The organism is Pseudomonas sp. Irchel 3H3, from assembly GCF_900187635.1.
Taxonomy (GTDB): Bacteria; Pseudomonadota; Gammaproteobacteria; order Pseudomonadales; family Pseudomonadaceae; genus Aquipseudomonas.
Map to the genome: position 1 here is coordinate 1 of NZ_FYEC01000029.1, position 14,423 is coordinate 14,423.

Sequence of the window (14,423 nt, forward strand, 5' to 3'; positions counted from 1 at the left end):
TTCAACCACTTGCGCTTCCGATCACTCGGTAGCGGGAGGCGAATTCTACAGCGTTACACGCTGCTGTCAACACCTCTTTTTCAACTCCTTTCGCGCTTCGATGAACTGAAGCAACCTGCTGCCGAAAGCTGCGTAACTCATTGTTTACCAAGGAGTTTTCCGTTTCGACTGCGCCGGAAGTGGGGCGAATTATAGACCGTTACAATTCGCCGTCAAGCCCTTATTTCAGCATTACTCGGATTTAAGCGTAATACGCGCAAATGCTTTCTTGCCGGCCTGGCAAACATGGGTCGCGCCCAGTACGTATATAAAGGTGCGATCAACCACTTCACCATCAATGCGCACACCGCCCGAACCGAGCAGGTCACGAGCAACTGCCGAGTTCTTTACCAGCCCTGCCTTATTAAGGACGGCTGCGATCGGCATATCCTCAGTGGCTGTCAGTTCGATTTCCGGCAAGTCGTCTGGCAGCTCGCCTTCTTTCATGCGATTACCCGCAGCACGGTGAGCATTGGCCGCAGCCTCTTCGCCGTGGAAACGCGCAACGATCTCTTCCGCCAGCTTGATCTTGATATCCCGCGGATTGGCACCTGCCTCGACATCAGCGCGCAATGCATCGATCTCTGCCATGGAGCGGAAACTGAGCAGCTCGAAGTAACGCCACATCAACGCATCCGGAATCGAGACCAGCTTGCCGTACATGACGCCCGGCGCTTCCTGGATCCCGACGTAGTTGCCCAGGGACTTGGACATCTTCTTCACGCCATCCAGCCCCTCAAGCAACGGCATGGTCAGAATGCACTGGGCTTCCTGACCATAGCCGCGCTGCAGCTCACGCCCCATCAACAGGTTGAACTTCTGGTCGGTACCGCCCAGCTCGACGTCGGCGCGCAAAGCCACCGAGTCGTAACCCTGGACCAACGGATAGAGGAACTCGTGAATCGCGATAGGCTGGTTGGTCGAGTAGCGCTTGTCGAAGTCATCGCGCTCGAGCATCCGCGCCACGGTGTACTGCGAAGTCAGGCGAATGAAGTCCGCCGGCCCCATCTGATCCATCCAGGTGGAGTTGAACGCCACTTCGGTCTTGGCTGGATCAAGGATCTTGAACACCTGAGTCTTGTAGGTCTCGGCATTCTCGAGGACCTGCTCGCGGGTCAGGGGCGGACGGGTTGCGCTCTTGCCGCTCGGATCACCGATCATCCCGGTGAAGTCACCAATCAGGAAGATCACCTGGTGACCCAGATCCTGGAACTGGCGCAGCTTATTAATAAGCACCGTGTGGCCCAGGTGCAAATCCGGCGCAGTCGGGTCGAAGCCAGCCTTAATACGCAGCGGCTGGCCACGCTTGAGCTTCTCGATCAGCTCGGACTCGACCAACAGTTCTTCCGCACCACGTTTGATCAGCGCTAGCTGCTCTTCAACCGACTTCATAACCAACCTGCAAGGCTCAGATTCAAAGGGACCCAACCATACAAGATCGCGCACCAAATACAAGTTTTGCCCGGCGCACGGCCAGCAATCCACGAACAGAGCACTCGCGACTTGCTTAAGAGATGATTTGGTTATATTTTATACAGTTATTTCATCTTCATCATGTCATTCATCTTTTCCAATTCATCTTTTCCAAAGTCAAATTACCTATGACCACAGAACCGTCTAAAGCGCCGCCGCTTTATCCGAAGACCCACCTGCTCGCTGCGAGCGGCATTGCCGCCTTGCTCAGCCTGGCGCTCCTGGTGTTTCCATCCAGTGACGTCGAAGCCAAAAAGACCACTCTGAGCCTTGAGCTGGAAAGCCCCCTAGAACAACTGACACAAGATCAAGACGCTGCCGACGCCGCTCAAGCCACAATTGAACCCGTAGAACCGCCCTTCGCCCAGATCGAAAACAGCACCGAAGACACCCCGCAAACCGCTGAAGCGGCCCCTGCACCGGTGGTCGAAGAGAAAAAGGCACCAAGCCACCGCGAAGTAATTGTCGCCAAGGGCGACACGCTGTCCACGCTGTTCGAGAAGGTTGGACTGCCCTCCACTTCCGTCAACGAGATCCTGGCCAGCGACAAGCAAGCCAAGCTCTTCACCCAGCTCAAGCGCGGCCAGAAACTCGAGTTCGAACTGGGTCCAGACGGCCAGTTGACGACGCTGCACAGCAAGATCAGCGACCTCGATAGCATCAGCCTGACCAAGAATGCCAAAGGCTATGCGTTCAATCGCACTACGGCCAAGCCGACCGTACGTACCGCTTATGTCCACGGCGTGATCAACAGCTCGCTGTCCCAGTCGGCAGCGCGTGCCGGCCTGTCCCACAGCCTGACCATGGACATGGCCAGCGTGTTTGGCTACGACGTCGACTTTGCCCAGGACATTCGCCAGGGTGACGAGTTCGACGTGATCTACGAACAGAAAGTGGTCAACGGCAAGGCTGTCGGCAATGGCCCGATCTTGTCCGCCCGCTTCACCAACCGCGGCAAGACCTACACCGCCGTGCGCTACACCAACAAACAAGGCAGCAGCAGCTACTACACCGCCGATGGCAACAGCATGCGCAAGGCGTTCATCCGTACACCGGTGGACTTCGCCCGTATTAGCTCGCGTTTCTCCATGGGCCGCAAGCATCCAATTCTGAACAAAATTCGCGCCCACAAAGGCGTCGACTACGCCGCACCGCGCGGTACGCCGATCAAGGCTGCCGGCGACGGCAAGGTCCTGCTGGCGGGCCGCCGCGGTGGCTACGGCAACACCGTGATCATTCAGCATGGCAATTCCTACCGCACCCTGTACGGCCACATGCAAGGCTTTGCCAAAGGCGTGAAGACCGGCGGCAGCGTCAAGCAGGGCCAGGTGATCGGCTACATCGGCACCACCGGCCTGTCGACCGGGCCGCACCTGCACTATGAGTTCCAGGTCAACGGCGTTCACGTCGACCCTCTGGGCCAGAAGCTGCCGATGGCCGACCCGATCGCCAAGGCCGAACGTGCGCGCTTCCTGCAGCAGAGCCAGCCACTGATGGCGCGCATGGAGCAAGAAAAATCCACCCTGCTCGCTTCGAGCAAACGCTAAGCCATGGCGCTCTATATCGGCCTGATGTCCGGGACCAGCCTGGATGGCCTGGACATTGCGCTGATCGAGTACGAGGGGGCGATCAAGCTGATCGCCACCCACTACATCCCCATGCCTGACTCCCTGCGCACCGAGCTGCTTGGCTTGTGCGCCAGCGGGCCGGACGAGATCGCCCGATCAGCGCTTGCCCAGCACAACTGGGTCACCCTGGCGGCCGAAGGCATCAACGCCCTGCTAGCCACGCAACAGCTCCAAGCCGCCGACATCCGTGCGATCGGCAGCCACGGCCAGACCATTCGCCACGAACCCGCACGCGGGTTCACCGTGCAAATCGGCAACCCGGCCCTGCTAACCGAGCTGACTGGAATCAGCGTCGTCAGCGATTTCCGCAGCCGTGATGTCGCAGCCGGCGGCCAAGGTGCACCGTTGGTACCGGCCTTCCATGAAGCCCTGTTCGGCCAGCATCACGGTAATCGTGCCGTGTTGAACGTGGGCGGCTTCAGCAATCTGAGCCTGATTGAGACAGGCAAGCCGGTCTCGGGATTCGACTGTGGCCCCGGCAACGTCCTGCTGGATGCCTGGATTCATCAGCAACGCGGGGAAACCTTTGACCGCGACGGCGCTTGGGCGGCCAGTGGCCGTGTCGAGCCGGCCTTGCTGAACGCCTTGCTCAGCGACCCCTTCTTCCTGACCAAGGGTCCGAAAAGCACCGGCCGGGAAGTGTTCAACCTGCCCTGGCTGACCCAGCACCTGGCCCGCCTGCCGGGATTCGCCGCCCAAGACGTACAGGCCACGCTGCTTGAGCTGACTGCCCTGACCATTGTTGAATCACTGCAAGCCGCGCAACTCGACACCCAGACCCTGCTGGTGTGCGGTGGCGGTGCCCACAACGCAACACTGATGGCCCGCCTTGCCAGCCTGCTACCCAACGCAGGTGTCGACAGCACCGCAGCGTACGGCGTCGATCCGGACTGGGTCGAAGCCATGGCTTTTGCCTGGCTGGCCCATTGCTGCCTCGAAGGCATCCCGGCCAATCGCCCGAGCGTCACTGGCGCCCGCGGCCTGCGAGTCCTTGGCGCCATCTACCCCGCCTGAACCCCAGACAGCAAAACGCCGCAAAAGCCTTGGGCCCTGCGGCGTTGAGTACAGCGGATACTACGTATAGCGATCAGATCGAGAACGAGGAGCCACAACCGCAGGTGGTTGTCGCATTCGGGTTCTTGATCACAAACCGTGAACCTTCCAGACCTTCCTGATAATCCACCTCGGCACCGGCCAGGTACTGGTAGCTCATCGGGTCGACCACCAGGCTGACGCCTTCGCGCTCGACGATGGTGTCGTCATCGGCCACTTCTTCATCGAAGGTAAAGCCGTATTGAAACCCCGAACAACCGCCGCCCGTAACAAATACGCGCAGCTTCAAGCGATCATTACCCTCTTCATCGACCAGGCTCTTCACCTTGTGCGCGGCACCGTGGGTGAATTGCAAAGCCGTGGGGGTGAAGGATTCGACGCTCATGCTGACTATCTCCCGGCGTTACGCCGCCATAATGCGTGATGACGGGCATTATCCGCTTCTCCCAGAAAATCGGTCAACTATTGTTATGGTATAGCAATCAACCTAGCCGTTTCCCAGACAGCAAAAAGGCCCGTTTGACGGGCCTTTTTGTTCGACGCTGCGACGCTTAAGGCAGCATGCCCGCGTGGGACAGCCCCAGGCGTTCGTCCAGGCCAAACAGGATGTTGAGGTTCTGTACCGCCTGGCCCGAGGCGCCTTTGACCAAGTTGTCGATCACCGACAACACCACCACCAGGTCGCCATCCTGCGGGCGGTGCACCGCGATCCGGCAAACATTGGCACCGCGTACGCTGCGAGTTTCCGGGTGGCTGCCAGCCGGCATGACATCGACGAACGGTTCGTTGGCATAGCGCTTCTCGAACAATGCCTGCAGGTCCACGGAGCGATCGACCACTGTAGCGTACAGCGTGGAGTGAATGCCGCGAATCATCGGGGTCAGGTGCGGCACGAAAGTCAGGCCAACGTCCTGGCCAGCGGCGCGGCGCAGGCCCTGGCGAATTTCTGGCAGGTGCCGGTGGCCTTTGACTGCGTAGGCCTTCATGCTTTCCGACGTTTCCGAGTACAGCGAACCAACAGCGGCGCCGCGACCCGCACCACTGACCCCGGACTTGCAGTCGGCGATCAGGCGCGAAGTGTCGGCCAGACCCGCTTCCAGCAATGGCAGGAAGCCCAGTTGAGTGGCCGTTGGGTAGCAACCCGGCACAGCGATCAGGCGAGCCTGCTTGATCTGCTCGCGATTAACTTCCGGCAGGCCATAAACCGCCTCCTCCAGCAGTTCCGGTGCACCGTGCGGCTGGTTGTACCACTTGGCCCACTCATCCGCGTCCTGCAGACGGAAGTCGGCAGACAGGTCAATGACCTTGGTCCCGGCCGCGAGCAGCTCGCCAGCCAAGGCGTGGGCTACGCCATGAGGGGTGGCGAAGAACACTACATCGCAGGCACCCAGGGTCTTGATGTCCGGAACGCTGAACGCCAGGCCATCGTAGTGGCCACGCAGGTTCGGGTACATGTCTGCCACGGCCAGACCGGCCTCGGATCGGGAAGTGATTACCACCACTTCTGCTTGCGGATGCTGCGCCAACAGACGCAGCAATTCGACACCGGTGTAACCCGTGCCGCCGACGATACCGACCTTGACCATAAACCTGCCCTCAACGAACCCACTGGAAAGCCGTCGATAATAGGGGCCGCGCGCCCCTGCGACAACCGTCAAGGTGACGTGCGGGCGCTCAAGCCTCTACTATTCGGGCTACCGTGAACCTGGGAATAACTAAAAATGCTTTATCTGTGGCTAAAAGCTTTTCATATCATCAGCGTCGTGTGCTGGTTTGCCGGCCTGTTTTACCTGCCGCGCCTGTTCGTCTACCACGCTCAAAGCGAAGACAGCATCAGCAAGGAGCGCTTCAGTCTCATGGAGCGCAAGCTGTACCGGGGCATCATGGGCCCGGCAATGATCGCCACGTTGATCTTTGGCGGCTGGCTGATCAGCCTCAACCCCAGCGCCTACTTCACCCAGGGCGGCTGGATGCACGCGAAGCTGACCCTGGTGGTGCTGCTGATTGGCTACCACCACATGTGCGGCGCCCAGGTGAAGCGTTTTGCCCGTGGCGAAAACACCCGCAGCCATGTCTTTTATCGCTGGTTCAACGAAGTGCCGGTTCTGATATTGCTGGCTATTGTAATTTTGGTCGTCGTACGGCCGTTCTAATCCTACTGAACGCTTTCCATCGGGGTACTTCCAATGTCGCTGCCCGCTTTGCTTGAACAACACCTGCGCCTGCCCGTAGTGGCGGCGCCGATGTTCCTGATCTCCAATCCACAGCTGGTGCTGGCGTGCTGCCGCAATGGCGTGGTCGGCAGCTTTCCGGCCCTGAACCAGCGCGAAAGCAGCGGCTTCAAGGCCTGGCTGGAGGAAATCGAAGCGGGTCTGGCGCTGCTGCAGAACCCCGCGCCCTATGCCGTGAACCTGATTGTGCACAACAGCAATCCACGGCTGCAGGCCGACCTCGCGATCTGCATCGAGCATAAAGTGCCGATCGTGATCACCAGCCTGGGTGCAGTGAAAGAAGTGGTGGATGCGGTGCACAGCTACGGCGGCCTGGTGTTCCACGACGTGACAACCCGTCGGCACGCCGAGAAAGCCGCCGAAGCCGGGGTCGATGGTTTGATCGCGGTTGCCGCCGGTGCCGGTGGTCACGCCGGCACGTGGAGCCCCTTCTCGCTGATTGCCGAGATCCGGCAGTTCTTCGACAAGACCCTGTTACTGGCCGGCTGCCTGAACCACGGCCATGAAATTCTCGCCGCGCAACTGCTCGGCGCGGACCTGGCCTACTTCGGCACACGGTTTATCGGTACCACTGAAAGCCATGCACCTGAGGCTTACAAAGAGATGCTGCTGACTTCCAGAGCAGCCGACATCGTTCATACGCCAGCGGTCTCGGGCGTACCGGCAAGTTTCATGCGCCAAAGCCTGCTCAACGCCGGTTTTGATCTCGACGCGCTGCAAGGCAAAGGCGAAATCAACTTCGGCGCCAAGCTCAAGCCCATCAGCGATGAAGCCAAAGCGTGGAAAACCGTGTGGTCAGCCGGTCAGGGCGTCGGTGAAATCGACGACCTGCCCAGCGTTGACGAACTGGTCGCGCGGCTGGATGCCGAGTACCGCAAAGCGCAGGAACTGGCAGCTCAACTGCCCAAACGCTGGCCACGTTAAGCCACCTACCTTGGGTCAGCCGGGTACGGCTGGCCCCGGTAACGCGCACACCCCGATCAATCGCGACAAGGAAGTACTGGCATGAGCGAAAACCGTTTCAAGATTGTCTTCGACGGCGCCCTGCTGCCAGGGGTCGAGATCACCACGGCGAAACTCAATCTCGCCGAACTGTTCAAATGTGACGTCAGCGCCATCGAGCGGCTATTTCGTGGCGAACCCGTCGCCCTCAAGCACAACCTTTCCCAGGCCGATGCGCAGACCTATCTCACAGCCCTGGCAAAGACCGGCGTTGATGCGCGGATCGAGGCCGAGCCTTCGATCGAGCTCAACCTGAGCGAAGTCAAACCCATCACGGCCCCACTGCCGGAGGCCAACACCTCTCCCTACGCTCCGCCCCACGCGCCAGTGGGTGAGGTCAACACCACGTTTTCCGAACTCAAGGTCTTCAGTGTCCAGGGACGTATCGGTCGCTTGCGGTATCTGGCCTGGTCGCTGGCTGCGCTGCTGATCATGGGCGGGGCCGCCGGCACATTGGGATTGGGCCTGTTGGCGGGCGATAACATGGTATTGGCGGCAATTGTTTGTGTCGTCGGCCTGCTTGCCTACTTCTATGTGAATATCACCATCAGCGTGCAGCGCCTGCATGACCTGGGATGGTCTGGCTGGCTGTGGTTCCTGAACCTGGTGCCCATTGTCGGCGGCCTCTTTCCCATCGCACTGGCGGTCATCCCGGGCAACCCCGGCGCCAACCGCTACGGCGCACCGCAACCGCCCAACAGCACGGCGGTGAAAGTATTGGCCGGGCTTTGGCTGGTGGTGATTGCCGTGGTGTTTGTCGGCGCATTGGCTGGCGGCCTCAGCGCCGTCACTGAAGAATACGAAAGCACCATGAGCAGCAGCTATGAGATCGACGAGTCGGCTGAAAACGTTGAGGCAGACGATGCGGCGCAACCTGCCCAGCCCCCTGTAGACTATGGACAAGAATAAACGCGCTGGCGACCTGTGAGCTCTCTGTCCACAGGCCTCGAGCCGTTGCGATGGAGAACTGCATGACCCGTTACGCTCTGATCTCTGGTGCTTCCAGCGGCATCGGCCTGGCTATGGCCGAAGCCCTGGCGCGCCGCGGCCGCAGCCTGATTCTGGTGGCTCGCCAACGTGATCAGCTGGAAAGCATCGCCATCGAATTGACCCAGCGCTTTGGCGTCGAGGTGCTGTTTCGCGCCTGCGACCTGGGTGAACCGCTGCGCTTGTCCGGCTTTCTGCTGGAGCTCGAAGAAGGCGAACGGCAGATCGACCTGCTGGTCAATTGCGCCGGCATCGGCACCTGCGGGCCATTCCTGGCCCAGGACTGGATGACTGAGCAAGACCTGATTGAAGTCAACATCCTCGCCCTCACACGCCTGTGCCATGCCATTGGCAACAGCATGGCCCTGCAGGGTGGCGGACAGATTCTCAACGTAGCGTCCGTGGCGGCCTTCAATCCAGGCCCGTGGATGAGCACCTACTACGCCAGCAAGGCCTACGTGCTGCACTTTTCCGAAGGCCTGCGGGTGGAGCTGAAAAAGTGTGCGGTCAAGGTTTCGGTGCTGTGCCCCGGCCCAACCCGGACCGCCTTCTTTCGCACCGCACAGCTGGACGACAGCAAACTGAACGCCAGCAAGCTGCTGATGAGCCCCGAGGAAGTGGCGTTGTACACCGTGCGGGCACTGGATAAGAACCGTGCAATCATCATCCCTGGACGGCGCAATCGCTGGTTCGCCTTCCTGCCGCGCCTGGGCTCGCGCTGGTTGACCCGGACCATCGTCGGCATGGTCAACAAGGCCTATTGCCCGCGCTGAGCACCCACGCAATAAAAGGTCGGGCGCCGCAGTGGCCCCTTCAGTACACTCAGTGCGGCCCATCAACATGGAGAAACAGCTGTGGATACTCTGTTCACCAAGATCATCAACAGAGAAATACCTGCCAAGATTATTTACGAGGATGACCAGGTCCTGGCCTTCCACGACATTGCCCCGCAGGCCCCCGTGCACTTCCTGGTCATCCCGAAGAAGCCGGTGCGCACCCTCAACGACCTCACCGAGGACGACAAGGCGCTGGCCGGGCATATTCTGTTCACCGCCCAACGCCTGGCGCTGGAACTGGGCTGCGAAGAAGGCTTTCGCGTGGTGATGAACTGCAATGAACTGGGTGGGCAGACCGTCTACCACATTCATATGCACGTCCTGGGTCAACGCCAGATGCACTGGCCACCGGGCTGATCCCACCCTGTTGCTCCGGGTTGTGTCGCCGATCGTCATGACCTAGGGCAAACCTTCCCCCGCCGATTGCGGTAAACTGGCCGCCGAGATTCTTCCCGGAGGTCAGCATGACTACCCAACGTCACTACTCGCCCATTGACCGTCTTCTGTTGCAAGCCGATACCGCGATGCGCACCTTGCTGCCCTTCAGTGGCCAGCCTTATCGCCCGTCGCCGGCCATCCTGCAGCCAGAGAGCAAAATGAGCGACGAGGACACCCGGCACGTCGCCGGCCTGATGCGCATCAACCATACCGGTGAAGTCTGTGCCCAGGCGCTGTATCAAGGCCAGGCCCTGACCGCCAAGCTGCCGCAGGTGCGGGCGGCGATGGAGCATGCGGCCGAGGAAGAGATCGATCACCTGGTCTGGTGCGAGCAACGCATCCGCCAACTGGGCAGCCATACCAGCATCCTCAACCCATTGTTCTACGGCATGTCGTTCGGCATCGGTGCAGTGGCCGGGCTGATCAGCGACAAAGTCAGCCTGGGCTTCGTGGCAGCGACCGAAGATCAGGTCTGCAAGCACCTGAACGAACACCTGGAGCAACTGCCGGCCGAGGACGAAAAGTCGCGAGCCATTCTTGAGCAGATGCGCATCGACGAAGAACAGCACGCTGAAAGTGCGCTGGATGCCGGTGGTTTCCGCTTCCCGGCGCCGGTGAAGTTCGGCATGAGCCTGTTGGCCAAGGTGATGACCAAAAGCACCTACCGCATTTGACGCACCTCGACACCGAGACCAAAAAAGGGCGCTGATATCAGCGCCCTTTTTTGTGCTCGCAGCCACCGCATCAAAAAGGACTGGCCCTCTTCGCGATAACGAACCCGACTCAACCCAGCTCGATGATTTCGTAGTCGTGGGTAATGGCCACGCCTGCGGCCCCCAGCATGATCGATGCCGAGCAGTACTTCTCTGCCGACAACTCGATGGCGCGCTTGACCTGGGCTTCCTTGAGCGCTCGGCCCTTGACTACAAAATGCATGTGAATCTTGGTGAACACCTTGGGATCTTCAGTCGCACGCTCGGCTTCAAGGAAGGCTTCGCAGCTTTCCACCGCCTGGCGCGACTTCTTGAGGATGCTGACTACGTCGAAATTGCTGCAACCGCCCACACCGAGCAGGAGCATTTCCATCGGCCGAACCCCCAGGTTGCGACCACCGGCCTCGGGCGGACCGTCCATGACCACGACGTGACCACTGCCGGATTCACCGAGGAACATGGCTTCGCCAGCCCATTGGATGCGTGCCTTCATCGCCAAGTCTCCACTGTAAAAAAAGGGTCGCCAGCTTAGCACAGGGCTTGGGATAGACAGCGTGCCACTGCAGTGCAAGCCGGCGGCCGCGCGCATTGATAATTTCTCTAATGACACCAGAATGTGTCTGTTAAGCTGGCGCCAATTCACTGGCGCAACACCCGTCCTAGAGCACACGCTCTGCAGCGCCTCATAAAAACAACCACGTCACACCGTGCAGTCTTTTCGGGATTCAACCATGGTTGCTATTGCCCCAACCCCCAAGATCAAGAACCTCGACAAGCTACTGATGCATTGCCAGCGCCGTCGCTACCAGGCCAAGAGCAATATCATTTGTGCAGGTGACCGTTCCGACACACTGTTTTTCATTATCAAGGGTTCAGTCACCATCCTGATCGAGGATGACGACGGCCGGGAAATGATCATCGCCTACCTCAACAACGGGGACTTTTTTGGCGAGCTGGGTTTGTTTGAACAAGCAGGCCAGGAGCAGGAACGCAGTGCCTGGGTACGCGCCAAGGTCGAGTGCGAAGTGGCCGAGATCAGCTACAGCAAATTCCGCGAACTGTCCCAGCACGACCCGGACATCCTCTACGTGCTCAGCGGGCAGATTGCCCAGCGCCTGCGTAACACCACACGCAAGGTCGGCGACCTGGCCTTCTTCGACGTCACCGGTCGGGTTGCGCGCTGCTTGCTGGAGCTGTGCAAACAACCCGACGCCATGACCCACCCCGACGGCATGCAGATCAAAGTCACCCGTCAGGAAATCGGCCGGATCGTCGGCTGCTCGCGGGAAATGGTCGGGCGCGTGCTCAAGGACCTGGAAGAGCGCAACCTGGTGAACGTCAAGGGCAAGACTATGGTGGTGTTCGGCACCCGCTAAGGCGCCAGCACCTGGGCCAGCATCTGCCGATACAGCGTGTCCAGGCGCTCAATCGCCTGGGGCGCGGCGAATCGTTCGTGCAGGGCGATATGGCTTGCCGCACGCACCCGCTGCTCAAGGCCGCACACCTGGTTAAAACGGTTGACCGCCTGCACCATCGATTCGCGTTCATCGTCCAGCAACAATGCGCCATGCACCAGCCCTACCGGCCGCTGCCCACCTTTGCTCTGGCGCCAGCGTTGCGCGGTGCCAACCATCTTGCGACCGTCGAGATTGACGTTGAAGCGTCCATCACAGAACGCGCCCTCCACTTCCCCCAAAGACGCCTCGCCCCCCAGCTCTGTCAGCAACATGCAAATCGGATCGCACAGGCGCCGATAGGCGGTTTCGATACGTCCGTGATCACCTTCGCTGCGTGGCGGCGCGTAGACCAGCGCAATGTTGATGGTGGCCGCCGACTGCGGCACCGGCTCGCCCCCGGTTTCGCGCAGTAACACCGGCCAGCCATTCTCCGCCGACGCTACACAGGCAGCGTCGAACCCCGGCAAACGACTCAAGCGCCGGGGCATGACCAGCGCACGATCGCTCGGTTGCCAGAACAACAGAGCGAAATCCTGGTCACCAGCACACACCGTCGCCAGCAAATCCTGCTCAGCTTGCAGGCCCGCTTCGACGGTCAAGGCAATGGGTTGGGTCATGGCAGGCAAATCCTTGGCTGTGGATACAAAAAAGCCGGCATCGCCGGCTTCTTGATTAAATCAGGTTCAGTCGAGTGTAGAACCGCTGACCGGTACACCGCGCTCCGGGAAGAACAGGCGTTGCAGCTCCGCCCCCGGGCTCTCGGCGCGCATGAAGGCTTCGCCCACCAGGAACGAATAGACCTCACTGATTTCCATCAGCTCGACATCCGCACGGTTGAGAATGCCACTTTCAGTGATCACCAGGCGATCGCGAGGGATGCGCGGCAATAGATCGAGGGTGGTTTCCAGATTCACTTCAAACGTATGCAGGTTGCGGTTGTTAACCCCGACCAGCGGTGTGTCGAGGGTTTTTAATGCCCGCTCCAACTCGTCACCGTCGTGAACTTCCACCAGTACGTCGAGGCCAACGCCTTTGGCAACGGCAGCCAGCTCAGCCATCTTGACGTCGTCCAGCGCGGAGACGATCAGCAACACACAATCGGCGCCCAGTGCACGGGCTTCAACGATCTGGTACGGATCGATCATGAAGTCCTTGCGAATCACCGGCAGGTTGCAGGCCGCACGAGCCTGCTGCAGATAGCTGTCCGCACCCTGGAAGAAGTCGACATCGGTCAGCACCGAAAGACAGGTTGCCCCGCCCTTCTCGTAGCTGACTGCGATTTCGGCGGGGACGAAGTGCTCGCGGATCACCCCTTTGCTTGGCGACGCTTTCTTGATTTCGGCAATGACCGCCGGTTGCTTGAGCTTGGCCTGGGTGATCAACGCCTGGGCGAAGCCACGAGGGGCGTTCGCCACTTTTGCCATGGCTTCCAGTTCGGCCAGTGTCACGCGAGCGCTACGCTCGGCCACCTCCTCAACTTTGCGGGCGAGAATCTTCTCGAGCACCGTCGGTACACTCATGCCTCATTCTCCACTTTGAATACTGCAGTAAATGCACCCAACTCTTCGAGCTTTTCTCGCGCAAGGCCGGTGTGCAGCGCGTCATGAGCCAGGGCAACCCCCTCTTTCAGACTGCTCGCATGATCAGCGGCGTACAGCGCAGCACCAGCGTTGAGCACAATCATTTCGGCCGCTTTCTGGCCGTTCTCGGTTTTACGGCGACCCAGTGCATCGCGAATCAGTTCCAGCGAAGCGGCCGGGCTGTCCACAGCCAGACCGTGCAAGCTCTGGCTCTTCATGCCCAGGTCTTCAGGTTCGACCCAATACTCAGTGACCTGGTCATTCTTCAATTCGGCGACAAACGTCGGCGCCGCCAGACTGAACTCATCCAGGCCATCCTTGGAATGCACCACCAGCACGTGTTTGCTGCCCAGACGTTGCAATACTTCGGCCAAAGGCCGGCACAAAGCCTGACTGAACACCCCCACCACCTGATGCTTCACACCGGCCGGATTCGTAAGCGGGCCGAGCATGTTGAACAGTGTGCGCAAGCCCAGGTCACGCCGTGGACCTGCCGCGTATTTCATCGCACGATGGTGGGATTGGGCAAACATAAAACCAATACCAACGTTGTCGATGCAGCGCGCCACCTGCACCGGTGTCAGGTTCAGGTAGATCCCGGCCGCTTCCAGCAAGTCGGCACTGCCGCTCTTGCCCGAGACGGCGCGGTTACCGTGCTTGGCCACGGTGCAGCCGGCAGCCGCCACCACAAAAGAAGAGGCGGTCGAGACGTTGAAGATATTCGCACCGTCGCCGCCAGTGCCCACCACATCCACCACGCCATCGAGGGTTTTCAGCTCGACCCGGTCAGCCAGCTCGCGCATCACCGAGACGGCGCCGACGATTTCGTCGATGCTCTCGCTCTTCATGCGCATGGCCATCATGAACGCACCAATCTGCGAATCCGTGCATTGCCCGGTCATGATTTCGCGCATCACATCGCTCATTTCCTCAGTGCTCAGGTCGAGGTGGCCGACGATACGGCTCAGGGCAGTCTTGATATCCAT

At 60.0% G+C, this 14,423-nt stretch carries 16 protein-coding genes; 9 read left to right on the forward strand and 7 right to left on the reverse strand.

Annotation, left to right across the window (positions count from 1 at the left end):
• Window positions 1-231: 231 nt before the first annotated feature.
• Window positions 232-1,431 carry a tyrosine--tRNA ligase gene (tyrS, locus tag CKW24_RS23080; protein ID WP_095170513.1) on the reverse strand — a complete coding sequence of 400 codons (1,200 nt, stop codon included), beginning with the start codon at window positions 1,429-1,431 and terminating at the stop codon, window positions 232-234.
• 209 nt (window positions 1,432-1,640) lie between these two features.
• Here tyrS and CKW24_RS23085 point away from each other — a divergent pair, with 209 nt between their 5' ends.
• Window positions 1,641-3,059 carry a peptidoglycan DD-metalloendopeptidase family protein gene (locus CKW24_RS23085; protein WP_095170515.1) on the forward strand — a complete coding sequence of 473 codons (1,419 nt, stop codon included), beginning with the start codon at window positions 1,641-1,643 and terminating at the stop codon, window positions 3,057-3,059.
• A gap of 3 nt (window positions 3,060-3,062) precedes the next feature.
• A complete protein-coding gene (locus CKW24_RS23090) occupies window positions 3,063-4,154 on the forward strand; it encodes an anhydro-N-acetylmuramic acid kinase (protein WP_095170517.1) in 1,092 nt (363 codons plus the stop codon).
• Window positions 4,155-4,227: 73 nt separating this feature from the next.
• Here CKW24_RS23090 and erpA read toward each other — a convergent pair whose 3' ends face one another.
• Window positions 4,228-4,578 carry an iron-sulfur cluster insertion protein ErpA gene (erpA, locus tag CKW24_RS23095; RefSeq protein ID WP_027617200.1) on the reverse strand — a complete coding sequence of 117 codons (351 nt, stop codon included), beginning with the start codon at window positions 4,576-4,578 and terminating at the stop codon, window positions 4,228-4,230.
• 166 nt (window positions 4,579-4,744) lie between these two features.
• The gene (argC, locus tag CKW24_RS23100; RefSeq protein ID WP_095170518.1) at window positions 4,745-5,779 is read right to left on the reverse strand and encodes an N-acetyl-gamma-glutamyl-phosphate reductase; all 1,035 of its coding nucleotides are present in this window, start codon (window positions 5,777-5,779) and stop codon (window positions 4,745-4,747) included.
• Between the two features lie 135 nt (window positions 5,780-5,914).
• Here argC and hemJ point away from each other — a divergent pair, with 135 nt between their 5' ends.
• The 6 genes from hemJ (at window position 5,915) to coq7 (ending at window position 10,361) form a co-directional block, all read left to right on the forward strand.
• Window positions 5,915-6,346 carry a protoporphyrinogen oxidase HemJ gene (gene hemJ / locus CKW24_RS23105; RefSeq protein ID WP_095170520.1) on the forward strand — a complete coding sequence of 144 codons (432 nt, stop codon included), beginning with the start codon at window positions 5,915-5,917 and terminating at the stop codon, window positions 6,344-6,346.
• A gap of 33 nt (window positions 6,347-6,379) precedes the next feature.
• A complete protein-coding gene (locus tag CKW24_RS23110) occupies window positions 6,380-7,348 on the forward strand; it encodes a nitronate monooxygenase family protein (RefSeq protein ID WP_095170522.1) in 969 nt (322 codons plus the stop codon).
• A gap of 81 nt (window positions 7,349-7,429) precedes the next feature.
• The gene (locus tag CKW24_RS23115) at window positions 7,430-8,335 is read left to right on the forward strand and encodes a DUF805 domain-containing protein (RefSeq protein ID WP_095170524.1); all 906 of its coding nucleotides are present in this window, start codon (window positions 7,430-7,432) and stop codon (window positions 8,333-8,335) included.
• 62 nt (window positions 8,336-8,397) lie between these two features.
• The gene (locus CKW24_RS23120) at window positions 8,398-9,186 is read left to right on the forward strand and encodes an SDR family oxidoreductase (protein ID WP_095170525.1); all 789 of its coding nucleotides are present in this window, start codon (window positions 8,398-8,400) and stop codon (window positions 9,184-9,186) included.
• Between the two features lie 81 nt (window positions 9,187-9,267).
• Window positions 9,268-9,606: a histidine triad nucleotide-binding protein gene (locus CKW24_RS23125; RefSeq protein ID WP_095170527.1), complete on the forward strand. Its 339-nt coding sequence runs from the start codon at window positions 9,268-9,270 to the stop codon at window positions 9,604-9,606.
• A 107-nt stretch (window positions 9,607-9,713) separates the two neighbouring features.
• Window positions 9,714-10,361, forward strand: a complete 648-nt coding sequence (gene coq7, locus CKW24_RS23130) for a 2-polyprenyl-3-methyl-6-methoxy-1,4-benzoquinone monooxygenase (protein ID WP_095170529.1) — start codon at window positions 9,714-9,716, stop codon at window positions 10,359-10,361.
• A gap of 109 nt (window positions 10,362-10,470) precedes the next feature.
• Here the strand turns inward: coq7 and CKW24_RS23135 are convergent, their stop codons facing one another.
• Window positions 10,471-10,893 carry an OsmC family protein gene (locus CKW24_RS23135; RefSeq protein WP_005792019.1) on the reverse strand — a complete coding sequence of 141 codons (423 nt, stop codon included), beginning with the start codon at window positions 10,891-10,893 and terminating at the stop codon, window positions 10,471-10,473.
• A 238-nt stretch (window positions 10,894-11,131) separates the two neighbouring features.
• Between CKW24_RS23135 and crp the strand changes: the two genes are divergently transcribed.
• Window positions 11,132-11,776: a cAMP-activated global transcriptional regulator CRP gene (gene crp / locus CKW24_RS23140; RefSeq protein WP_095170531.1), complete on the forward strand. Its 645-nt coding sequence runs from the start codon at window positions 11,132-11,134 to the stop codon at window positions 11,774-11,776.
• Here the strand turns inward: crp and CKW24_RS23145 are convergent.
• The 3 genes from CKW24_RS23145 to trpD all read right to left on the reverse strand — a co-directional run bounded on the left by CKW24_RS23145 (window position 11,773) and on the right by trpD (window position 14,423).
• A complete protein-coding gene (locus tag CKW24_RS23145) occupies window positions 11,773-12,474 on the reverse strand; it encodes a lipoate--protein ligase family protein (RefSeq protein ID WP_095170533.1) in 702 nt (233 codons plus the stop codon). The two genes, crp and CKW24_RS23145, sit on opposite strands and share 4 nt — an antisense overlap.
• Window positions 12,475-12,540: 66 nt before the next feature.
• Window positions 12,541-13,377, reverse strand: coding sequence for an indole-3-glycerol phosphate synthase TrpC (trpC, locus tag CKW24_RS23150; RefSeq protein WP_095170535.1), 837 nt, complete (start codon window positions 13,375-13,377; stop codon window positions 12,541-12,543).
• Window positions 13,374-14,423: an anthranilate phosphoribosyltransferase gene (trpD, locus tag CKW24_RS23155; RefSeq protein WP_095170537.1), complete on the reverse strand. Its 1,050-nt coding sequence runs from the start codon at window positions 14,421-14,423 to the stop codon at window positions 13,374-13,376. Before trpD ends, trpC begins: the two co-directional genes overlap by 4 nt.